Source organism: Lutibacter litoralis, assembly GCF_014646675.1.
Lineage (GTDB): Bacteria > Bacteroidota > Bacteroidia > Flavobacteriales > Flavobacteriaceae > Lutibacter > Lutibacter litoralis.
This window is the reverse complement of record NZ_BMNS01000001.1, coordinates 380,994-404,834: the sequence shown is the minus strand read 5'-3', so window position 1 is coordinate 404,834 and position 23,841 is coordinate 380,994. Positions and strand designations below refer to the sequence as shown.

The 23,841-nt window shown below is 28.8% G+C and carries 23 protein-coding genes; 3 read left to right on the top strand and 20 right to left on the bottom strand.

Annotation, left to right across the window (positions count from 1 at the left end; all coding sequences use genetic code 11):
* Positions 1-4 precede the first annotated feature (4 nt).
* Entirely contained in the window at positions 5-3,169 is a 3,165-nt protein-coding gene (locus IEW75_RS01790; protein WP_188703953.1) for a T9SS type A sorting domain-containing protein, read from the bottom strand.
* 382 nt (positions 3,170-3,551) lie between these two features.
* Positions 3,552-4,307, bottom strand: a complete 756-nt coding sequence (locus IEW75_RS01785) for an alpha/beta hydrolase (protein ID WP_229714370.1) — start codon at positions 4,305-4,307, stop codon at positions 3,552-3,554.
* 375 nt (positions 4,308-4,682) lie between these two features.
* Between IEW75_RS01785 and IEW75_RS01780 the strand changes: the two genes are divergently transcribed.
* Positions 4,683-5,156 carry an OsmC family protein gene (locus IEW75_RS01780; protein ID WP_134248323.1) on the top strand — a complete coding sequence of 158 codons (474 nt, stop codon included), beginning with the start codon at positions 4,683-4,685 and terminating at the stop codon, positions 5,154-5,156.
* A 111-nt stretch (positions 5,157-5,267) separates the two neighbouring features.
* Here IEW75_RS01780 and IEW75_RS01775 read toward each other — a convergent pair whose 3' ends face one another.
* The 8 genes from IEW75_RS01775 to IEW75_RS01740 form a co-directional block, all read right to left on the bottom strand.
* The gene (locus IEW75_RS01775) at positions 5,268-6,506 is read right to left on the bottom strand and encodes a DEAD/DEAH box helicase (protein WP_134248322.1); all 1,239 of its coding nucleotides are present in this window, start codon (positions 6,504-6,506) and stop codon (positions 5,268-5,270) included.
* Between the two features lie 184 nt (positions 6,507-6,690).
* On the bottom strand, positions 6,691-8,886 hold the full coding sequence (locus IEW75_RS01770; protein ID WP_134248321.1) for a B12-binding domain-containing radical SAM protein: 2,196 nt from the start codon (positions 8,884-8,886) through the stop codon (positions 6,691-6,693).
* Between the two features lie 31 nt (positions 8,887-8,917).
* Entirely contained in the window at positions 8,918-9,154 is a 237-nt protein-coding gene (locus tag IEW75_RS01765; protein ID WP_134248320.1) for a VF530 family protein, read from the bottom strand.
* A gap of 8 nt (positions 9,155-9,162) precedes the next feature.
* Positions 9,163-9,681: a TlpA family protein disulfide reductase gene (locus IEW75_RS01760; protein ID WP_134248319.1), complete on the bottom strand. Its 519-nt coding sequence runs from the start codon at positions 9,679-9,681 to the stop codon at positions 9,163-9,165.
* A gap of 59 nt (positions 9,682-9,740) precedes the next feature.
* The gene (locus tag IEW75_RS01755) at positions 9,741-10,112 is read right to left on the bottom strand and encodes a VOC family protein (protein WP_134248318.1); all 372 of its coding nucleotides are present in this window, start codon (positions 10,110-10,112) and stop codon (positions 9,741-9,743) included.
* Positions 10,113-10,159: 47 nt separating this feature from the next.
* Positions 10,160-10,609, bottom strand: coding sequence for a GNAT family N-acetyltransferase (locus IEW75_RS01750; protein WP_134248317.1), 450 nt, complete (start codon positions 10,607-10,609; stop codon positions 10,160-10,162).
* Positions 10,610-10,620: 11 nt separating this feature from the next.
* Entirely contained in the window at positions 10,621-11,802 is a 1,182-nt protein-coding gene (locus IEW75_RS01745; RefSeq protein WP_134248316.1) for an ATP-grasp domain-containing protein, read from the bottom strand.
* Positions 11,803-11,837: 35 nt separating this feature from the next.
* On the bottom strand, positions 11,838-12,176 hold the full coding sequence (locus IEW75_RS01740; RefSeq protein ID WP_134248315.1) for a hypothetical protein: 339 nt from the start codon (positions 12,174-12,176) through the stop codon (positions 11,838-11,840).
* A gap of 91 nt (positions 12,177-12,267) precedes the next feature.
* Here IEW75_RS01740 and IEW75_RS01735 point away from each other — a divergent pair, with 91 nt between their 5' ends.
* The gene (locus IEW75_RS01735) at positions 12,268-12,831 is read left to right on the top strand and encodes a 5-formyltetrahydrofolate cyclo-ligase (protein ID WP_134248314.1); all 564 of its coding nucleotides are present in this window, start codon (positions 12,268-12,270) and stop codon (positions 12,829-12,831) included.
* 109 nt (positions 12,832-12,940) lie between these two features.
* Here IEW75_RS01735 and IEW75_RS01730 read toward each other — a convergent pair whose 3' ends face one another.
* From IEW75_RS01730 to IEW75_RS01690, 9 genes are all read right to left on the bottom strand, one after another.
* Positions 12,941-13,456: a GNAT family N-acetyltransferase gene (locus IEW75_RS01730; RefSeq protein ID WP_134248313.1), complete on the bottom strand. Its 516-nt coding sequence runs from the start codon at positions 13,454-13,456 to the stop codon at positions 12,941-12,943.
* 87 nt (positions 13,457-13,543) lie between these two features.
* Complete coding sequence (locus IEW75_RS01725) at positions 13,544-14,038, bottom strand: mechanosensitive ion channel domain-containing protein (protein ID WP_229714369.1); 495 nt, start codon at positions 14,036-14,038, stop codon at positions 13,544-13,546.
* 146 nt (positions 14,039-14,184) lie between these two features.
* Positions 14,185-14,613, bottom strand: a complete 429-nt coding sequence (locus tag IEW75_RS01720; RefSeq protein ID WP_204744205.1) for an MBOAT family O-acyltransferase — start codon at positions 14,611-14,613, stop codon at positions 14,185-14,187.
* 112 nt (positions 14,614-14,725) lie between these two features.
* On the bottom strand, positions 14,726-15,520 hold the full coding sequence (locus IEW75_RS01715) for a cation efflux transmembrane domain-containing protein (protein ID WP_134248312.1): 795 nt from the start codon (positions 15,518-15,520) through the stop codon (positions 14,726-14,728).
* A gap of 178 nt (positions 15,521-15,698) precedes the next feature.
* Positions 15,699-16,625 (bottom strand): DUF6624 domain-containing protein, encoded by a 927-nt coding sequence (locus tag IEW75_RS01710; protein WP_134248311.1) that lies wholly within the window; start codon positions 16,623-16,625, stop codon positions 15,699-15,701.
* A gap of 363 nt (positions 16,626-16,988) precedes the next feature.
* The gene (locus IEW75_RS01705) at positions 16,989-17,582 is read right to left on the bottom strand and encodes an aspartyl/asparaginyl beta-hydroxylase domain-containing protein (protein WP_134248310.1); all 594 of its coding nucleotides are present in this window, start codon (positions 17,580-17,582) and stop codon (positions 16,989-16,991) included.
* 245 nt (positions 17,583-17,827) lie between these two features.
* Entirely contained in the window at positions 17,828-19,186 is a 1,359-nt protein-coding gene (locus IEW75_RS01700) for a hypothetical protein (protein ID WP_134248309.1), read from the bottom strand.
* Positions 19,187-19,416: 230 nt separating this feature from the next.
* Positions 19,417-19,659: a DUF2007 domain-containing protein gene (locus IEW75_RS01695; protein WP_134248308.1), complete on the bottom strand. Its 243-nt coding sequence runs from the start codon at positions 19,657-19,659 to the stop codon at positions 19,417-19,419.
* Positions 19,660-19,722: 63 nt separating this feature from the next.
* Positions 19,723-20,637 (bottom strand): glutaminase, encoded by a 915-nt coding sequence (locus IEW75_RS01690; protein ID WP_134248307.1) that lies wholly within the window; start codon positions 20,635-20,637, stop codon positions 19,723-19,725.
* Positions 20,638-20,750: 113 nt separating this feature from the next.
* Here IEW75_RS01690 and IEW75_RS01685 point away from each other — a divergent pair, with 113 nt between their 5' ends.
* Complete coding sequence (locus IEW75_RS01685) at positions 20,751-21,488, top strand: NYN domain-containing protein (protein ID WP_134248306.1); 738 nt, start codon at positions 20,751-20,753, stop codon at positions 21,486-21,488.
* A gap of 206 nt (positions 21,489-21,694) precedes the next feature.
* Here IEW75_RS01685 and IEW75_RS01680 read toward each other — a convergent pair whose 3' ends face one another.
* Positions 21,695-23,830, bottom strand: a complete 2,136-nt coding sequence (locus tag IEW75_RS01680; protein ID WP_134248305.1) for an ATP-binding protein — start codon at positions 23,828-23,830, stop codon at positions 21,695-21,697.
* Between the last annotated feature and the right edge of the window lie 11 nt (positions 23,831-23,841).

Genomic DNA, 23,841 nt, shown 5'->3' with positions numbered 1-23,841 from the left:
TAATTTATTCTTTTATTATGATAGTTGAATCTGTACCCTCAATATGAATATAATATAAACCAGAAGGTAGACTTTCTAAGCTAATACTTTCAACTGTAGAATTGTTTTTTTGTTGTAAGATAAGTTGTCCAATCGAGTTAAATACTTTAATAATAACCTCTAAATTATTAGGCATTCCTTCAATAGTAATAATATCTTTTGTTGGGTTTGGATATACATTAACTGTAAACAGTTGTTTACTCAAGATTTCTTCTTTAACAAGTGAACTAAAACTGTTTAGATTTGATTTTGCATATATTCCGTTATTAGGAGTTAAAACATCTTGACAATTTGGATTTACTATTAACTCTTTAAGGAATTTAGCTCCAATAAAATAAGAACCTGTTTTAAAATTCACTGTTTTAGCATAACAAGTACCTTCCATGCTTGTTGATTCTGAAAACTCAACCTTAGCATTTGGTGCAAAAATTCGTCCTTTCACATTTGAAGCATTAAATGAAATAGGCTGTTTTCCAGAGTAATTGTAAATTACATTATTAACATTGCCATTTGTTAAATTCATTTGAATATTTTTACCATTTATTTGCCAAGTATCAATATTTAACCTCACCTTTTGGCTTAAAATATTGTACTGTATCTTTGTGTTATTACCTAAAACGGCCAATCTTCCAATGTTGTAAATTCCACTAGTAAAAACAGCTTCTGAGCCTTCAAAGAATACAATTTCTCTATAATTTCCTGGAGGTATTACTTTTAAAGTATTTTTACTTATTATAACCTTATTTTTACCTGTAACTTTTGGACTATTTAAGGTGATTATTGGTTGAGTTGCAACGCAACTAGAGTTTTCAATATAAGTGCCATTTAGTGTAAATTCACCTTTTTTATTAGGCATTTTTATAGTTTCATAAATTAAAATATAGTCGGCTTCAATTTTAGATTCACCTTGAATAAATAACTGTTTTCCAACTTGAATATCACCAATAATTATTGTAGGAGCTGAATTTTGTTTTGAAGTATTTTCAAAAATAACATCGCCACTAGAACCTATATTCCCCATAGAAGTTTTATGAGGTTTGTCGAATTTAACTAAATCCCAACCGTAAATAGTATAATCGTTAATATCATTAATTACACTTGCCCCCATACCGGCAGTTGCTATAATATCCTTTCCTGTAGTGGTCTTTGTACATTGATTGTAATTATTTTCAATAGCTGTGCCAATAGGACTTATTGCAAATGCTTTTGATGAGGTGCTATAATCAACAGAATCAAAACAGCCTCCTGAGCCTGCTTTTGCAATTTCAGGTTTTACTTTTACTAAAATTTCTACGTATTTAGATTCTCCAATTTCTAAAGAGTTTCCATTTCCTAAAAGATTTTTTTCTGCATTTCCGTTAAAATTTAAATTGGTTGAAAAAGCATTACTAAATAAGCACGAAACTGAATATGCTTTAGCTGTTTTAAATGTTTTTTCTAAATCCAATTCTAAACGAACATCATTTAGTTTTACATCACCACCATTACTAACCTGAACTTTATAAACAATGGCTTTTTCTCCATTCCCCAAATTACGCATATCTTCAATAGTAACATCATCAATAGTTATAATTGGATCTTCTGGATCTAAAACAAAAGAAGGTAATGAAAAATGATTAGTTTCAAGCATTAAACTACTATCAACAATGCTTTTTGAACCGAATTTTGAATTTCCAATTGTTTTATTTAATATTGTTAGATCTATTACATCTTTTAATTTTATTTCACCAAACTTCAACTGAATACTTTTGTAATAATCTTGAGTTATTTTAGATTTGAAATTTCCATTTAAATAGGAAGATCCACTGGCATTTATTGGAGTTGAACAATTTTGAGGAAATTGTGCCATAATATATTGACCAGCAACTATATCAACAAGTCTTCCTGTTCCGTTTCTTACTGAAATGTCTTCATTGTTAAATACTTCATATTTCATACTCTCTCCTAAATCTATCGTTAAATTTATGGTTGGAGAAAATTCAAAATTCATATGTTGGTTCATTGTGAAAACAGGAGCTACATCACCCAAATCTACAATACCTGCTCCGCTACCAAGACTGTAACTTGTTGAAATTTTTGAATAATCTAAAAATGAAATCAAGTCTATAGACATCTTACTTACCGCGTTTTGACTTCCAGAATACACTAATTTTTTAACTTCATTATCACTACTAAAGGTTAAAGGGTAACTCTGAGTATTTTTGAAAACCCCTTCTAATTCAGGAATAGTTGGAGCATCTAATGATGTAGCAAAATCAGGTGGCGCAATTACTACTGTATTTATATTTGGAAAAGTAGCAAAAGTATATTTGGTATTATGTCTACTATTATAATCATCAAGAATAAATTGCCCCAATTTTAATAATGGTTTGGCTTCAGTTGGAGAACTACAAGATAGTAATGAAGATTCATTAGCGCCAGTCCCAAAAGCCTGTTCACAAACTGTAACTAATGGAGGTAAATTAGGAATTGTTGGTTTAAAGGAAAAAGACTTTTTCTTATCAAAATATAATTTGTTAGAGCAAATTTCTACACCGGCTACACTAACACCGAATCCAACCTCAGCATCCAGCCCAAATTCTGCATCAAAGGATAGGTTATTTAAAACCGCACCTATTTCTTGTGTTATAAACGGAGGTGTAACCTTTAGTTTATTTTTGTTAGTAGGTTCAAGAATTGAATATGATGTGGTAATTTTAATCAAATCACCGCAAGCAAAAGTGTTTTCTTCTGGGAATTCAACAAATACTTTTACAGGATAAATAACTTCTACATTTGAAGTTCCAACAGATTTTGTTTGATAATATCCTCCAACATTAATTGAAGCACTAGCATTGAAAACAGGTGTAATATCGGAGCAGAAAAAACTTGCTCCTCCGGTTAAATTAGAAAGCCAATCGGGTATGTCAATTCCACTAGCTCCTAGAATGTCTTTTATTACCCCATTCCCTATATCTGAATTATTTGTATTTGAAATGGTTTGTGAAAATTGTACTCTTGAAGAAGAACCAATAGTTGGAGACTGGTCTAAATTAAAATTCAAAAGTTTTTTTTCAAATAAAAGATCTTTTGAAAACGAGCTTTTCTCTCCTCGTGTTTGAGAATTTACCATTTCTGGTATGAAAATCAATGTAGTTACTAAAACAATAAAATGTAAAAAATGTTCTTTTTTGATTGAATAAAAAAAGTAATTTAAACCCATAATATACCGATTAATTATTATTAATTTTGGGGCTTCAAAATATCCTTTGGGGAGCAATTTTATGTCTGGTATACAATAAACTAAAATAACATTATTGCATATAAGAACTTACAATCTATTGCTAAAACCTTATCTTTTATATGATAAATATCATGTTTTAAATATAATATCGAATTAGGAACTAAATCATTGAATAGAGTTGTTAAACAAATATGTGCGTTTAAGGCTATTAATGAACTACATCAATTCGTTTGAATGTAACAAATCGAAATAGCATAATTAATGTATTATTAAGGTGACAAACTTCTAACTAATATTGATGAAAAGCATCAGAAACAAATTTTAAAACTTCAGGTAAAGATTCACGCCAATACGACCACTTATGACCGCCATCTCTGACTCTATATTCGTGTGGAACTTCTTTTTTTCTAAGTGCAATATGTACCAAACTATTACCTTCATATAAAAAATCATCGTCACCACAATCTATAAACCAACGTACTGATTTCAATTTATCTGCTGGCATATTTTCAATTAAAGAAACCGCGTTGTGATTTTCAAAATAGGATTGTATTTTAGCTTCATCCTTTATTGTAACCTCAGTTCTTTGCAGTCTAATTTTAAAATCCTCAACAGATAAAGGACCAACATATGCACTTAACGGACAAGCAGAAGAAAATAAATCTGGTCGATGTAATGCATACATAAATGAACCTCCGCCACCCATTGAAAGTCCCGCAATGGCTCTAAATCTTTTATCACTTTTTATTCTGTACATTTTTTCAACAGTAGGTATTAATTCTTCAAAAAAGAAGTTTTCATAGTTCCAATCGCCTTCAATACTATTAAAATATCCAACCTTTTCTGTATTTGCATCAGGCATAATTATAATCATAGGGGTTGCTGTGCCATCTTTAATTGCAGCATCTGTTATACGAAGTACTTCTCCAAATTGAATCCAGCCAGTTTGATCATCGCCCATTCCGTGTAGTAAATATAATACTGGGTAACTTCTTTGTGAAGTTTCGTAATCTGGCGGCAAATAAACGGCAAATTTCCGTTCCATCTTTAAAATAGAACTTTTGATTGTTAGGTTGTCAAAAACTTTTCCGGTTTGACTAAAACCACTAATTACAAATAAAAAACTCAAAAAAATTGTGCATATATTTTTCATAAATACAAACTAAAAAATTGATGTTTAAAAGTACTAAATTCATTTAAATATCTGTAAAAATTACTTATTTAAAATAGTTACTTATTCCTATCCTTTTTAAGGAAAAATATTTTTTCGAAATATTCAACAAAAAAATGACCATTTTAAATCGTGTTTAGAATGTAATATTACATCCTTCTCTATGTCAAAATTCACTTCACTTTATAAATGCAACTTTTGGTTTATTCGTAATTTTATGGTGTAATAAAAACCTCATAAAAAATAAAAATGGAAGATTTAAAATTTAGGGTTCAAGCACATAGTGAAAACCCAACTAAAACTGTTGTAAAAGCTCGAGGTTTTGAGATTATAATTGATGAACCCGAAAGTCTTGGTGGCACTAATGAAGGTGCAAATCCTGTTGAATTTATGCTTGCTGCATTTTGTGGTTGTATAAATGTAATGGGACACGTAATTGCAAAAGAAATGAAATTTGAATTGCGTAATATAAAAATTAAAATGTGTGGTAATTTAAATCTACAACGCCTGTTTGGATCGTCTTTTGAAGATCGTGCAGGTTATAAAAGAATTGATGTTTCTATTGAGCCAGATTGTAATGCTCCAATAGAAATTTTAGAAGAATGGATGGCGAAAATTGAAAATAGATGTCCTGTTTCAGACAACTTATCTAACAAAACGCCTATTAACCTATTGCTAAAAGGTAAATTTCATTCTGTTGAAAATATAAATCAGTTTTGTTAACTGATTTTGTTTGTTTGTTTAAAATCATCGCTGTTGCAAGTTCAAATGAAGCTTTTTGAGTTTAATTTAAGATATTTTTTTCTACTTCTCACTTGTAATGGCGATTATTAATTAATACCAACGCTTTTTATTCTTTTTTGATGCTGCCGATTTTCTTCCTGATTTATGTTTACTTTTCCCTGGTGTTCTATGTACTTCTCTTTTTGCTTTAGGATCTAACACATACGGATGTTCGTCTATTACCGGAATTGCAGTATTTATTAATTGCTGAATATCTTTAATATACGTTTTTTCATCTGCTGAACAAAATGAATATGCATTTCCCGTATTTCCTGCTCTTCCAGTTCTTCCAATTCTGTGCACATAGGTTTCAGAAACATTGGGAATGTCAAAATTTATAACAGCATCTAAATTATCAATATCAATTCCACGTGCTGCAACATCTGTTGCAATTAAAATATTTATGGCACCGTCTTTAAAATTATTCAGTGCCTTTTCTCGGTCGTTTTGAGTTTTATCACCATGAATACTGTCTACTTTATAACCATTTCCTTTTAACATTTTTTCAAGTTTAGCAATACCCATTTTAGTACGTCTAAAAATTAAAATATTTCCTTTTATGGTGTTTCTTAACAAATGTAGACACAACTCCATTTTATGTTGTTTATGAACATAAAATAATAATTGATTTACATTCTTTGCTGCAGAAGAAGTTGGTGTTGCATCTACCGTTTCTGGATCTTTTAAAATTGTATTTGCCAGCTGAACTACTTTGGCTGGCATTGTTGCAGAAAATAACAATATTTGTTTTTCTTTAGGACATAAACGTTCAATTTTACGAACATCGTCTATAAAACCCATATCTAACATTAAATCGGCTTCATCTAACACCAAGATTTCAATAAAATCTAAATTTAAGCAATCTTGTTTGTGTAAATCTAGTAATCTTCCTGGTGTAGCAACTAAAATATCAACACCTTTTTTTAACACATCTTTTTGTGGTTCTATAGAAGTTCCGCCATAAACAACAGCAGTTCTTAAATTGGTAAATTTGCTATATGTTTCAAAATTATCTTCAATTTGTATGGCTAATTCTCGGGTAGGACTAATTACTAAAGCTTTTACCTTTTTTCCTTTTTTACCCGCATCTTGCTTATCAAAAAGCAATTGTAAAATTGGCAATGCAAAAGCAGCTGTTTTTCCGGTTCCAGTTTGTGCAGATGCAATTACATCTTTTTTTGCTAAAACTAGTGGAATAGTTAGCGCTTGTATTGGTGTTGCAGAAGTATAATTTTTAGCCTCGATGGCTTTTAAAATAGGTTTATTTAGCTGTAAGTCTTTAAATTGCATAGGTGTTTTTTAAAACAAGATTTTTGCAAAGATACAGTAAAATAAGTGAGTTGTTTTTTTAATTGTTCAAGAGTTTAAGACACCAATGTCATTCCTTTAAAAAAAAGAATCTTTAAAATTTTAGTCTGGATTCCTGCCTCCGCAGGAATAACAAGTTTATTAAAACATTGTTAATGGTTTTAACCTACAAAACCAACAACCCATAATTTCTTAAATATTTAATTGGTTTTGAATACCAAAACAATTCAAAATCGTTAAAATATAGTTCAAAATCTGCTTTTAATTGTTGAAATGTAAGCGAATTACCTTTTTGAATAGCTATTTTTTCTATAGTATTAAGCAGCCACTCTCCTTTATCTTTTTCTAATGAAGTTTCAAAAAGTTCGTTTTTAGTATGAAACGCTAATTGAATAAGTTCTCGTGTTTTTCCTCTTTTTGTTTTTGAAGTGTAAGAAACCAATGGAGTTCCTCCCAACCAAACTATTTTAGCTGACATTTTAGTTGTTAAACTTTCTTCTGAAGTTAAACAGTCTTCAATAAAATAAGGATGAATTGTGGTTGATGGAATTTTAAAATCGAACCATTCTTGCAAATCAACATCAAAACCAATTCCGTGCATAAAATTAAAAATCGACTTTTTTAAACCATAACTAAATTTTGAATGGTCTATTCCTGTAACATCTTTAAATTCAACATCGTTATTGGCAAACGTAATTTTTTTATAATTTGGAAGTACACCATAATCTTTTGGATGTAAACCGATTGGACTGTGCGCTGTCAACGAAAATTGATGCCAAAACCCAGAGTTAATAATACCTAACCTAAATAATTGACGCACCATTTCTAAACTATCAACTGTTTCTTGTTCGGTTTGAGTTGGAAAACCATACATTAAATAAGCGTGCACTAAAACATCAGATTCGGTAAAATTAAGGTTTACCTGAGCCACTTGTTCCACAGTTACACCTTTGTCAATTAGTCTTAATAAACGATCAGATGCTACTTCTAATCCGCCGGAAACCGCTATTAAACCCGATGCTTTTAAAAGTGCACATAAATCTTTGGTAAAACTTTTTTCAAATCGAATGTTTGCCCACCAAGTAACAGTTAAATCTCGTTTTAAAATTTCCAGTGCTAAAGCCCTCATTAATGCTGGAGGAGCAGCTTCATCAACAAAATGAAATCCGCTTTCTCCTGTGGTTTCAATAATTGTTTCCATTCTATCCACCAATAATTTTGCAGTTATTGGTTCATAGATTTTAATATAATCTAAAGAAATATCGCAAAACGTACATTTTGCCCAATAACATCCATGTGCCATTGTGAGTTTGTTCCAACGACCATCGCTCCACAAACTGTGCATTGGATTTGCAATTTCTATTACAGAAAGGTAGGTATCTAAAAGTAAATCGGTATAATCTGGTGTTCCTAATTCGCTTTGTTTATAATCGCTTTTAGTTACTAGATTATTATAAACTACCTTATTATTTTCTTTTAAAAATGTTCTTTTAAAGTTGTAATCTTTTTCGGAAGGATTTTTAACGAAATTCCATAATATTTCTATTGGTAATTCCCCATCATCCAAAGTAATAAAATCTAAAAATTCAAAAACACGAACATCTGAAAGGCTACGTAATTCTGTGTTTGGAAATCCACCACCCATAGAGACTGTAATTTCTGGATAGTTTTTTTTAATGAATTGTGCACATCGAAATCCGCTGAATAAATTCCCAGGAAACGGCACAGAAATACACACTAATTTTGGTTGGATGGTGTTTAACTTTTTATCTAATATTTCAAGCGTAATAGTATCAATATATGTTTTCTCTAATTGCAAATTGTTGTACAATTCATCAAAACTATTGGCACTTTGTCCTAAACGTTCTGCATATCTACTAAATCCAAAATTTTCATCTACACATTCTTTAATAAAATCTGATAGATCTTCAAGATACAAGGTTGCTAAATGTTTTGCTTTGTCTTGAATTCCCATAGAACCAAAAGCCCATTCTAAATCGTCTAATTGATCAAATCTTGACGCTTTTGGAAGATATGAAGTAGTGCAAATTTGCCTAGCAAGTGTTTCGTTTTTTCCTTGAAGAAAAGAAATTACAGGATTAATTGTTGAAAGGTAGCTATTTTTTAAAGCATAAATGCGCTGCGAATTTTGAGAAGTGATACTGTTATTTTCAAGCGCAACATTAAATAGGTTTTCTAAACTACTTTTTGAAAACAACGCTGCAATTACTTCAATACCTAAATCCATTTGAAAAGAACTTATTTGCTTGGTATTTAAAAATCCTTTTAAGTAAACTGTTGCCGGATATGGTGTATTTAGTTGTGTAAAAGGAGGCGTAATAAGCAGTATATCTTTAGCCATTTTGTATGTTCTTTGCTTAAAAAGTACTTTTTTATTTAATTGTTCTTAAATACAAATTTTCTACTTTTTCTCTTGCCCAAGGAGTTTTTCTTAAAAATTTAAGACTCGATTTTATGGTTGGATTGCTTTTAAAACAGTTAATTTTCACAATTTCAGCTAATTCCTCCCAACCATATTCGGAAATTAAATATTGTAAAATTTCAGCTAATTTTACGCCGTGTAACGGATTGTTAGGTTGCTGTTGAGGTTCGTTCTTATTTCTTTCCATAAAAGAAGTTATTTTTTTAATTCAGTGTCAATAATTGCAATCATTTCAGCAAATTCCTTCTCGTCATACAAACGTGAAAGAAAAATAATTTTTCCGTTTTTATCGAGCACAATATTTCTGGTTACTCCTGCTTTTGGTAAGGTAAAACTTTCAAACATAGCGCCGTCTTCATCAATAGTAAAAGGATAGGTTACCTTCATTTGCGCAATAAATCGTTCTACTTTTTTTAAATCTTCTTTTAAGTCGATTCCTATTAAAATAAAATCTTCATTTTTAAATTTTTGCCAAACTTCTTTTTCTAAATGTGGCATTTCTTTTCTACAAACTACACACCAAGAAGCTGTAAATTGCAATACTACAACTTTGCCTTTTAGACTTTGGTTTGTATGTTGGGTTCCGTCTAATAATGTAAAATTTAAATCTGGTGCTTGCTCTCCAACTTTTACTTTGTATCCTCTTGTGGAATCTTCTTGTGCAACGTTTATTTGAAAAACAAACAGTAAAACTATAACTAATAGATGCTTCATTTAATAAAATTTATTTGGTAAATATAATCGAAAATACTTAGTATAATAAATGCAAAAGATTATACATGTTGATCTACTAAAATTGCATTTCCATCAGGATCTAAAACTACAAAACTTGCTGGTCCAGAAGTGTTTTCTGAAACTTCAGTTTCAAGTTTTATACCTTTATCTTTTAGGGATTTCTGAATTTCTCTAACATCGTTAAATTCATTTAATGCATTGGCATTTTCGTCCCAACCTGGATTAAACGTTAAAATATTGTTTTCAAACATTCCTTGAAAAAGACCAATTAGAGCGTTCCCATTTTTCATAATAAGGTAGTTTTTATCGAGTTCACCCGCAAAAACTGAAAACCCAAGCTTTTCATAAAATAATTTTGAAGCCTGAATATCTTTAACGCTAAGACTCACAGAAAATGCACCTAATTTCATAATTTGAATTTTTATAATTAATATTCTAAAGTTAGAATTTTAAAAAATTACAACAATTTTTCGAAACAAACACTATTTTCAACATTTTCATAAAACCCGAAATTTGCTGTAATTGAGTATCCACAATTTTTATATAATTCAATTGCTTCTGGTTGTTGTTTCCCAGTTTCAAGAATACATTTTGAAAAGTTTAATTCTGTTGCCCAAGTTTCTAATTCTTTTAATACTTTTGAAGCAATTCCTTTTCTTCTAACATAAGGAGCTACATACATGCGTTTTATTTCAATAAAGTTTCCTTCATGAATTTTAAATGCCCCGCACCCAACTGAAATATTGTTTTCAAAAGCAATTACTACGTGATTTAAACCGTCAATTTTATTAAATTGATCGTAAAAACTATGATCCGGACCGTCGCAAATTTTTAAATATGCATCCAATTGTTTTACAAGGTTTACAAAATCTTGGTTTTTAGAATTTGTTCTCACTATTTTAATCATCCCTAATTTTTTTAATCTGTATTTTTAACGGTAATATATTTTCTTAGGTTTGAAGTTAAAATATTGTTGAGTTCACTTTTATTTTCTTTGGAAGTTTCAATAAATAAAAACCCGAAAACTGCATATTTTCTAAAATCTACTTTTCTTAAATTTAAAGGCTTTTTAAAATCTTTTAACAGCAACTCATAGTTGAAAGAGGCTATGTCTTTTTCATTAATTCCAGAGTTGTTATCTAACACAATTAGGCTGTAAAATGTGTCTTTTCTAGTTTCAAAAATTGTATTCCAGTTTGGTACTTTTTGATATAAAAACTGCTCGTAAGAATTAAAACCGTACGCAAAATAGGACATATCTCCTGTTGTACACCAACCACCAAAACGCAGCGGATTAATTTCTATTGGAATAATAGCATTGTTACTATCGACTCTTATTTCAACGTGCATTGGAAAATTTTTTAAGTGTGCCCTTTCTCCAACAATTTTTAAAAAACCTTCAATTTCTGACTTGTGTTTTTCTATAATTTCTTTTGAAGTGCTATACACACGGTCGCTTACATCCTTATCTGAAGAAAAAATATGATGCATTACATTTAGTACAACTGGATCGCCATTTTTATTAAAATAACAATCTATTGCATATTCTTCACCTTCAATATATTGTTCAATAATAAAATCAGAAACATCTACCACTTCTTTAGGATACATTCCCTTAAAAGCTTCAATTTCTTGTGCAATATTTTCTACAACTTTTTTCCATTCTGAAGCATTATCTACTTTATGAACTGCCAAACTAAAAAAGCCAACTGCCGGTTTCAATATTAATGGAAATTTTAATTTTGATGCGTCTAATTTGGTCAATTCTGTGAGCTGAACTCCTTTAAAAAAGTAATTAGGAAAAGCATCTTTAAGCAATTCTCTAAATAAAATTTTGTTTTTAAAAAGCTGAATTTGACTCGGTAATCTAGAAAATTTCAAATGTTTTTCTATCCAACTAATGGCATTCTCAGAATTTGAATACAACAATAAATCTGACTCATTTTTATACCGTTCTACGGCTTCTTTTTCAGAAATCCAGTTTAACGATGTATCAGAAATCATACTTTTTGAAGCTGCTGTTGTAATAATTGGAAACTTATTATCTTTAATAGTTTTTATTAAAAAATCTGATGCAAAAGGTTTGTCAATTAATAGCATTTTCTTGTTTATTTTAATGTGTTAAGTTACAATTTTTATCTACCTTTTTTTACCATTTCCCAAAAGTTAGTTTTGCTGTGTGGTAATTGTATTGTATCTGTTTCAATATTTAAAATATCTTTATTTAAAAAAGTATTTACATAGAAAATAATATCTGTTTTTGTGAAAACAGATCTAAATTCCGGTTGAACTTCATTATTGTTTTCAAAACATAAATTTACTTTAAAAGTAGTAGTTTTAAGATAGCTTATATGTAACAAATCTTCCATATTTTTTATAAAATTACTGTTTAATTTTAGCATAAATAACTCTTGTTTTGTGTATACTTGCTTTTTAGAGTCTGGAATAAATAATTCGCTAAGCTTTAAAATCATAAGACTTTTTTATTAGTTGTTTTGATAAAGATAAACGGATTTTAATTTATATTGAATATATTTATTCGCGCTAATTTCAAATAAAAACTGAATGTCTGTTATAGATCAAAAAAAGATTTTACGTAAAGAAATGCTGTTAAAACGATCAAAATTATTGAATCCTGAGAAGAAAAAATACGATGAATGGGTTTGTCATTCGTTATGGAACAGCATTAAAACACATCAATCTAAAAAAGTTCATTGCTATTTACCGATGGGATCAGAAATTGATATTACTCCGTTAATTGATAAAATGTTAACTCATGGAATTACGGTTGTAACCCCTAAAACCTTACCAAAACGCAGGTTACAGCATCTGGTATTAGCATCTTTAAACCAACTAGAAAAAGGAGTATTTGGAACAAGCTATCCAGCAAATGCAACAGAATATTTTGGTTCGTACGATTTAATTATTGTTCCGGGATTGTCTTTTAATAAAGCTAATTATAGGTTAGGATATGGTGGTGGTTATTACGATAATTTTATGGAGCAACATTCAAATTCAAAAAAAATAGGAATCTGTTATCCATTTCAAATTGTTGAAAAAATTCCGCTGGAAACGCACGATTTACAATTAGATGAAATTTTAGTTAACTCAGAGTTCTTAGAGTTGTAATTAAATTTATAACACTAATTTAGCTTGTAGCTACTGCAAAGGTTGTACTCCGATAAAATTTGCTAAAGATGCTCGTTTTCACGGGAATGAAACTTGACTTCAATCTAAATTAATACGTTAAATACATAATATGATTAGGATTTAAATGCGTTTTTGATATTTGAAAATCGTATTTACCAACAACCTTAAAACCAGCTTTTTGGTAAAAATTAATAGCTCTTTTATTTTCTACCCAAACTGCCAACCAAATTCCTTTTTGTTGATTTTTTTTAGACAATTCCACATTAAAATCGAATAAAATTTGTCCTAATTTTTGTCCATAAAATGCTTTCAATAAATAAAATCGATCTAATTTGGTCACGTTTTTAAATGGAATATTACCATTTGGAGTATTTAATACGATTTTAGAAAATCCAGCAATTTTATTTTCATAATAGATTAAATAATACAAATTATTCGGGTTTACTAATTCTTTCTCAATAGTTTCTTTAGTATATTTTTTAATAACAAACTCAGTAATATTGGCTTTAGAAGCACTTACTCCGTGCGATTCCCAAAAAGTTTTTTCACCAATTTGAGCTATTAACGCTGCATGCTTAATTTCAGCTTTAATTATATTTATCATGTATACTAGATTGGAAATTCTAACACAACAAATCTAGTTTTTTCTTTTGTATTAACTGGAATAATTAATGCAATGCTATTTTTACTGTTATTTAATTTTTCTTTTTATCATCTTCTGCAAGAAAATATTATTAGGCAAAGAGATCTCTTCTCCTTCATTTGTTTTTAATTTCACAAAAAATAGGCCTATATCGCTTATTCTTCCTTCAATATCAAAATCCTTATCAATAATAGAAATGGTATCGTCTAATTTGACTGAGTGATTAAAAAAAATTATAATTCCTGAAGTGATATTAGATAAATGAGACCACTGCGCAAATAATGCAATTCCAATAACGGTTAGCACCGAAGCCAAAAACATAAATAATTCCGATTGATCTACTCCCCAAAAAGTTAGTATAAATATTAAAACAATGATTACGAGGATTATTTGAAAAAATTTCTTTATAATTTTTCCTCGCGTTTTTTGCAATAAATTTTTGGCAACAGTTCTATTAATTATTTTAATAATTAGTGTTCTAATTAGAAAGAATAACAAAATTGTTATTACTGTTTGAAGTATTTTAAGCTCTATTAAATTCATTTAAATATAGTTTGTTAGCGGTTTTTGTCTATTATTTATTTTCGTGTTTAAGTAACTAAATTAACAAATAGAAATCAAATAATAATTACGTACGCACTAGCAATTGCTAAAATTAGTTTGTTTTATATTTATACTTGATGGTTTTTTCAGATTCTTAGTTGATAAGCAAGTATTAAACAGCTTGAAATTATTAGTATGTTTATAAAAGCTCGAACTATCCATGGAAATTTTGAATAATCAATTTTTAGATAATCTCCTAAAATCACACATAAGCCCATTAATAAAAACCAAGGGGTTAATAGTAATGTAAAATTCCTATTTATTAGCATTATTGCTACATCATGTAAAAAGCCACAGAATACAAATGTGAGTAATAGAGACAGTGCCTTAGGAAAGATAATTTTTAATGGCTTAAAAATATATTTTCCCAAATAATAACTCCAAATAGGATTCCAAAATTTCCAAAATATTGAAAATTTTCCTGCTCCTAAAGAACGTTTTAACATATTTCTGAGCGAATTACTTGCTCCTAATGGTGCACCATTTCTTTTATTTATGTACTCTGATAAATTCAAATTTTATATTATGGTTTTACAATTTTTTGATGCTTAAAATTAATTCTAATAACTTTCAAAGCTAGTTAGAAAGTAGCAATTTTTTAGGTATTTTATTGTAACCTGTGCTTTTTTATCGTCCAAGTTTTAGAATTCTTAATGCACCTTGAATTACAAGTATAAAAACAATGGTTCCAATAATTAAATCAGGTTTGTTAGAATTTAACCAATGAACTAAAAATCCAGCTAAAATTACTCCTAAATTTATAATCACATCGTTTGAAGTAAAAATCATACTTGCTTTCATATGTGCTTCATCTTTGCTTTTTGACTTTTGTAAAATGTAAACACAAATTCCGTTTGCAATAAGAGCAAAAATAGAAACTATAATCATTGTTGAAAAATCAGGAAGATTCTCGTCTCCCAAAAATCTCCTTAAAACTTCCACAAACCCAATAACCGCAAGTGTAATTTGAAAATATCCAGCAAGTTTTGCAATCCGCTTTTTCTTAATTATAGTTCCACCAACTGCAAATAAGCTAATTCCATACACAAAACTGTCGGCAAGCATATCTAAACTATCAGCAACAAGTCCCATAGATTTTGAAATAACTCCTGTTGTAATTTCAATAATAAAAAAAGCAAAATTTATTGCAAGTACAGACCAAAGTAACTTTTTTTGGTTTGCATTTTCCTTAAATTCAGTTTGGTCGGTTGCTACACTTGAGATTAATTTTCCACCTAAATTTAGTTCTTTAACAGATTTTTCTATTTGTTCTATTTCTCCGTTGTGAAAAACTGTTAATTTTCGGTTAGGAATATCAAAGTCTAAATTTACAATACCTGAAATTCCGTCTAATTTCATTCGAATTAGATTTTCCTCTGATGGACAATCCATTTTAGATATTTCAAATATTGTTTTTTCCATTTAGTTCATTATAATGGGTATTGATTATAATGCATTTGAGTTTGTTTAGTTAAATGGTTTAAACTATAAATTTAGGAAAAAATAATTACGGACCCTAAAAAGAAGTACACCCAAAAGACTAAACAAATTTATAATTAATTTTGATAATAATGAGCAAGTATATGAAATGTGGGAAAACTTATTGTTTCTGTTCAATCTTCCATTCAATATCAAATCTTTCTTTCAAATAAGTACTTAAAGAGCCTAATCCTATTTCAGCTCTTCGCTTGTCTACATATTCAGGATCTTTAATTGGGTGCGGCACACGTTTTGAATTTTCGAATTTCCATTGTGTTCCAAATAGTTGTTTTTTACCCTCTTCAACTAACAGGCGATCTCTCATTTTTGCATATCGCAGCGGCTGAGCCTCGCCATCTTTAAAAGCTTTCTCTAGCATAGGAAAATACTTAGATCTAATCTCATAATTAGTGTGATTAATAATAAGAGCTGCTCCAGCTGCGGCATATTCGGTAACTTGAGAAGCTGTAGGCCAACCGTATTTGTCTAGCAGATTTAAGAGTTTTTCAGTATTTTCTTTATGATTTTTTTCTTCCATAGCAAGAATGGGATAGATTGCAGGTGTGCTAAAAAAGCCTCCATTTTGCATGTACTTTTTTCTTTCAATATTCCCTGAATACATAAAACCTTGATCTTTAATAATCATTCTAAATAATTCCCGAGCAAAAGTTTTATTTCTAATAAATTCATTTTCGGATTCATATTTGCTTAACTGAGAATCTTCAATTTTTTCCCATCTTTTATCTTCAATTAAACTCAAAAAAGATGGGTCATAAAGAACTTTTAAAGTTGCATCTTTTTTTAGTGCATTATTTAAATAAACAAATGCAGAATCTCTTGCTTGGGCAGTCCATAAAAGAGCATAAATTGAAGCCATTTTATAGTAAGTTTCTGTTGATGTGTTTTGTGCTAAGGCTGCATACTGCTTTTGTAATGCAGGCATAAGTAATCCTTCATTTTTTAAACTATCGGCCTGTTGAGTGAATTCTTGACCATAACTAATACCAAATATTCCAATAAATAAACTGCAAATAAATATTTTTTTCATTGTTATTAAATTTATATTTAGCAGCTAATTTAGAACGTTTAATTTTTTGTAATAAATAAAAGAGGTAGATAAACCATTTGTTGCAGGATTTGACAATTTTACACTGGAATACTTCTTTTTGATTCCCTATTATAACTATTGATTGTGGTTGTTATTTTTAATTAAATATTCTTTTTTTTATAGCTTTTGGTTTAGTTCTCTTATAATATCCTAAGCACAAGGATTTTACAACGGTCTTGGCTATGGTTTCGTGCCGAATGGTACGCGAGTATCATTCCGCCGTAACCATAAATTTAGCAAAAAGGCTTGAAATTCCGATTAGGATTAAATTTTTCTTATTCGTAGTTTATTAGTTAAATATATTTAAAATTCTTGATGAATACTATTAATGATTTCGATAATCTTATCATTTGGTATGATATCGATTGTTAAATTGATACGGTCGACAGATCCCTTATTAATAACGCGATGCCTATCGGATAGACGCAAATACCAGCATTCTCCAACTTTCATAGGAACTAAAGTGTCATTCAAAAAAAACTCAACGCCCTCATTATTATCTATAGGAATGGTAAGTCGAATCATTGATTTTTCTTCCTCCAAGGCTAAAGTAGGATCTGTATGTTCTTCAACAACAGAATTTGGTGCTAAAAATAATAATCGAACCAAGTTAACCGTCGTGTATTCGTTAAATTTATTGATTATGCTTTTTAAATAAGGAGATCTTTCTAAATTAGGTGTATCCATCCAATTGGTCCAAGAACCTTCTGCATAATCTTCTGCAGGTGGAGGAAAAGGTAATGATGTGTCAACCAAATGAGCAGGAGCGCGCAATGAAATAACTTTATAATATTCATAATGTTCTTGTTTTAATGCGTGTACTTCTACAAGCATTTTTTCCACATCAAACGTAAAAGGTAATTGTATTCTATCTTTAAACTGTTTCGTTGATTCCATGTGTTGTTTGACTATTTATCTTAATACTTGCTAATTTTTTCATTTCAGTTTTACAATATTTATGCGTGTGGGAAACGGTTTTTGGTATGGAAAGTTGCGTTTTTGGAAACGTAATTTTCCGATGTTTAAATTTAAGTTATTTATATTTTAAAACCATTCTATTTTGTTGGATTTAGCAATTTTTTATACCAGTTGTTGCAAAATGTTATTTTATCAATTCATTTGGTTGTTTGCAGGTAGTTTTTCTATTTATGTTTGTTTAAATTTAAAAAATATGAAAACGTGTTCTCATATTTACTTTTTCTTTTATCCTTAAATTTATCTGATAATTTTAAAATATCATCTGCAAGTAATGGACTTGCTCCACTTAATAGAGAAATTAATAAAGGTGAAAGACCTTGAGCAAACCCAAAATATGCGGAGCCTACTCCAACAGAATATTTTATTGTAGTTTTTACAGTTTTTGCAAGAATACTATTTTGTAGTTCTTGATACTTATGAAATTCGGGTATTATTTTTTTTCCGATTAATCTATTGATTTCTTTAAGATCATTAAAATCAAAATTGGTGTTGACTATATTATTAATTTCTGGAAAAATCCCTTTTCTTAACTTGTGAAGTTCATTGATACATCTTTCTTTATAATTAAGGATTTCCGAAATTGAAATTTGGCTTAATTGGTTATCAGAAATGAAAATGTTTGAAGATTTAAAAAGTAAATTATTTAAATTCATTAATTTATAATCATTTGAAATATTCCACTCATTATTAAAATCTACATCACTATTTTTTTTAGACTTTCCAATTTTATGTTGATAGTAATTATGTATGCTATCATCGATTATAATTGGAATTAGGTTGAATTTTTCAGCAAGAGCTAATTTTTTATTTACTTTAGCAATAACACTGAAAAATTGTCTTTCATAATCATATTTCAAGTTATCCTTATTATTTCTAAATTTTGAATTGTATTCTACCCTTGGAAAGTATTTAAAATCAGTACGTTCAGGAAATGAAGGGCTCGGGAAAAACATATTTGGAGATTTTGTTATTTTATCTACAAACAGAGGTTTTACAATATCAATTGAATTAGAATCATTAACATCATAGTCATATGCTATTTTCAATGGAATAGCATTTTTCAAATAAAAATCAGTGCTTTTGTAATCTATAATTTTTATATGATCTTTGTTTATTGCTTTTTCAAATTTTTCAAATAACCTTTCTTCTTTTTTTTGAAATTCTTGACCTTTAAAATAAGGTAAAACATCAGTTAATATTATTGGGTCAAAAGGGTATAATTTCGAGTTTTGAGCTATTCTTAAAACACTTGCGATTGCAAGACTATCTTTGGGTACTTCAGGTTCTTTTAAGTGACTATATTTTTTTAGAAGGTCGTGACCATCTAAACTGTATAAAATCTTTCGGTCTTTTTCGATTTGATATCTGTAGCAAATTGCTCCTTTTTCTAGAAAGTGTATATTATCCTCTGGAGGAGTAAAATGAAGCTCATCAAAAATTAGTAACAATCTTTTTAATTGCAAATTATTCAAAGGTTTATGATGAACTAATGTGCCTTTTAAACCTTTATCAATGTCAAACATATTTTATGAGGTTTTCATCTTTATTCTTAACTATTTTTTTATTTCGTAATATTTTGCAACTCTCTTATATGTTCATATTATATACGTTTATCCTCTAAAATTTAACTGTAAAAGTTAATATAAAAGTAATTTTTTTATTGTACTACTAAGTAAATTTAAAATATTTAAGATATTATAATTATCAAAAAAAAATTAATTACATAAAAACTAAGTATTTAATAGTTGGCTATTTACTCGTTGTCTTCTAAATTCAAATATTCTTCTAATATTGGTTGTGCTTTTTCAACATCTTTTGCTCTGATTTTAAATCGCACTGTATTTGGTGATCCTCCAACAAACCCTGCAAGATTTCCAGAGTTAAAATCGTTTTGCATCATTCCAAATACACCAACTGCTTCTAAACGTTTTCTAAGACCCATTATCATAATTTCAGATCCAGTATAAAAATCTATAAATTGTTCATCTTTTTCCATATTACTTTTTTAAATTTGTATGTAATTTATGCATTATTATCTGTTTTAAAAAGTCTTTAACTTCTAAAAGATCGATAATTGTGTTTTAGTTGTAAATTGTTCTAAAAATTTCATTCCTTTTTTAGAATTTCCTTTTTTATTTAACCTCGGACTCCAAACCGCAATACTATATTGATTTGGATGAATAGCAACAATACCGCCTCCTACTCCACTTTTACCTGGTAAACCAACCTTAAAAGCAAACTCTCCGGCCTCATCGTAAAAACCACATAGTTGCATAATGGCATTGATACGTTTAGACTTGCTTTCTGAAATTATTTTTTTATTACTAATTGGATCTATTCCATCGGTAGTTAAAAACAAAAACGTACGCGATAATTCTTTGCAAGTCATTTCAATAGAGCATAAATTATAGTAAAAATCCATCACTACATCAATATCATTTTTAATATTATTAAAAGATTTCATTAAATTAATTAACGCCACATTTTTATAACCAGTTTGTTTTTCAGATTCGGCAATTCTAGCACAAAAATCTATTGAAGTATTTCCAGAAATAGCTCTTAAAAAGGTTAAAAATTCGGTTTTTGGATCTTTAAAAGAACTTACTAAAATATCGCAAATTACAATTGCTCCAGCATTTATTAATGGATTTCTTGGTATTCCTTTATCGTATTCTAATTGTACTAAAGAATTAAAAGCAGTTCCGGAAGGCTCAACTCCAACACGTTCCCATATTTTTTCGCCTACTTTTTTATATACTAATGTTAACGATAAAACTTTAGCAATACTTTGTATAGAAAATTTTTCGTTAGCATCTCCAATACTAAAATGTTGATGGTCTATGGTTGTAATATGTACACCAAATTTATTAGGATCTACTTTGGCAAGTTCAGGAATATAAGTAGCAACTTCTCCGTTCTTTTTTAACTTTTCTAAAGAAAAATATATTGTGTTTATAATGTTATTATAATCCATTTTTTAAATATCGCTTTGTTTGGTTTTAATAAATTAACCTGTAGTTTTGGTTGTTTAAAAAAGCATTTAAAAGTATAAAATATTAATGAATAATTTCCGTACATTTAACAATTATGATAAAAGACATTAAACTAGCCGTTTTAATAGATGGCGATAACATTCCTTCGAGATATATAAAAGAAATGATGCAGGAAATTACCAAATATGGTACACCTACTGTAAAACGTATTTATGGTGACTGGACTAAACCTCATCTATCTAAATGGAAAGCTATTTTGCTAGAAAATGCAATAACTCCAATTCAACAATATGGTTATACTACAGGCAAAAATGCTACAGATTCTGCTATGATAATTGATGCCATGGATATATTATATTCTGAAAAAGTAAATGGATTTTGTTTGGTTTCTTCAGATAGTGATTTTACTAAATTAGCAACCAGATTACGCGAAGAAGGTTTAGTTGTTTATGGAATTGGAGAAAAGAAAACACCAGATCCGTTTATTGTGGCTTGTGATAAATTTATTTATTTAGAAATTTTAGATACAAGTGATGATGATAGCGAAAATGGAAAAACAACTTCTAAAAAGGAAAATATAGATAAAATTACACCAAAAGTAATTAAACTTTTACAACACTCTGTTGATGATGCTGCAGATGACGACGGTTGGGCATTTATGGGAGATGTTGGCTCTCTAATTTTAAAAAAACAACCTAATTTTGATGCCCGTAATTTTGGTTTTCAAAAACTAACACCTTTGTTTAAATCGTTACCTCAGTTTGAAATTGAGCAACGCGACAGAACTAGTGGACGTTTTAAACTTATTTATGTTAAAAATAAAAAGAAATAATCATTTTTATTATTTCTAATTGGAATGAACTTCCATCTGTTTAGAAACCCAAAATAACCCTTTAAATCGTTCTATTTAGATAATTTTTATACTAAAATTTAATTTCGTAAAATATCTCTAAGGAAAAGTACAAGTAAGTTTAAAGTGGATGTTAGAACATACTCTTCGAGAGATAAAAATTGACTAGGTATGTTATACAGAATAACTTAATTAGGAATGGTAAAATAGAATGAGCTACCCTCATTTAAAATACTTTCTACCCAAATTTTACCTTTATGCAATTTTACAAAATCTTTACATAATACTAAGCCTAGCCCAGTGCCTTTTTCACCTGTAGTACCTTTTTTACTTAAATTTGTATTGACTAGAAACATTTTTTTTGCAGCTTCCGTTGAAATTCCGATTCCATTATCTTTTACACAAACCTTCGTTAAGTTATCCTTTTGAACTGCTTTTATTGAAATTTCTCCATCTTCATTTGTAAACTTAATTGCATTTGATATTAAGTTTCTTAGAATAGCTTTTAACATTGTAAAATCTGCATTAACATTAATATTTTTATCAATATTTACACTAATATCAATATTTTTTCTTTCAGCTTGATTAGAGATCGAATTCAGCGTACTATTTACTATTTTGTTTAAATTCAGTACTTCATATTTAATCTTTATTTTTTTATTTTGAGAACGCGCCCATTGCAAAAGATTGTCCAATAAAATATATGTTTCACTCATACTTTGATGTATTATTGGAACAAATTTTTCGACTTTTTCTATGTTTTTATTCTTGGTTTCTTCTAAAAGAATTCCAAGTAATTCATTAGCAGTGCCAATTGGCCCTTTTAAATCATGTGATATTATAGAAAAAAGTTTATTTTTAGTAGTATTTGAAGCTTCTAATTCATTGTTTTTATAACTTAATTTTTTGTAGAGAACATATATGGTTATAATAATTAAAATTGCAATTAGAACTCCAAATGTCATCATAAGCTGGTAAGTTCTTTGCTGTTTAATTTTTATCTCATTTATTTTGTTTTGGTTTTCTAGCTCTGTTAACTGCTGATTTTTTTCATCAATTTCATAAAACGCCTGCATTTGTTCCATTTTTATACTAGCTACACCAAAAAATATATCATTTTGAGTTTCAATTAACTTCTTTTGGTTAATAACAGCCTTTTCAAGATTATTTAAATTCAAATAAACTTCAGATAATTTGGCATAAATGTCTAATTGAATTTTTTTCTGGTTGTTTAGTATGGCTAATTCTAGCCCCCTATTTATTTGCCTAAAACCTTCTTTTAAATTACCTTTTTCTATTAGACAAAGTCCTAAGTATTCATAAATGATTGGTAAACCAATAAAGTTTTTAGTTTCTTTTTTTAATTTCAATGATTTATCTAAATACAATTCGGCCTCTTCATAATTACCTTTTAAATAATTAGCCCTTCCTAACAAAGAATAAGCATTAGACATACCATATTTAGAATTCTTCTCTAATTGTATTTTTAATAAATCATTAATATTCTCGAATGCTACTTCCAAATTTCCAGATTCTAAGTTTACCAAGGCAATTTGTTCGTAGCAAATAACTTTTCCAGTAATTTCTCCAGTAATGGAAGCTATCTCTTTATAATTTTTTAAAGATTCTTGATAATATGCTAATGCTTTTTTTGGATTCTTTAAATCAGCATAAACTCTCCCCATTAAATAGGATACCCAAGCATCTCCTTCCGAATAATTTGCTTTTTTATAGTTTAACCCAGATTTAATAAAATATTCTATAGCTCTATCATAAATTCCATTTATACGAAATACAGTTCCTAACATGGAATAGGCAGCACCACTAGTTTTAAAGTTTTCGGTAAAATGACAAAATTGTATTGCCCTTGTAAAATTTTCAATTGCATTAATATAATCACCTGTATAATAATATCTTAGACCAATTCCGTATAAGATTTCACCTCTGTACCAATGCTCTCCAATTTCTTCCGATAATTGTAATGCCTTATTATAATATTGTTCTGATGTCTTAAGGCTATCAAAATCCGCAGTTATCTTTCCAAGAACATAATAAGAACTCATTTCCTGAAATTTATTTTTAGTTTTTAAAGAGGTTTTTAAAGCAGATTTTGATAATTCTAGTGCTTCTGGATTATTGTCTTTATAAATAGACAATGCCAGCTCTAGCTGAGTAGAAATTTTTCCTTTCTCCTTTTTATTTTTAAATTTAATTTGAAAGTTTTCGGTTTTTGTTTCCCGTTTAACCTGACAATATCCTGTTGAAACAGAAATAAACATGCTTAATAAAAGCAGCTTGATACTAAATAAATTAGTTGTATTCATTATACTTATCG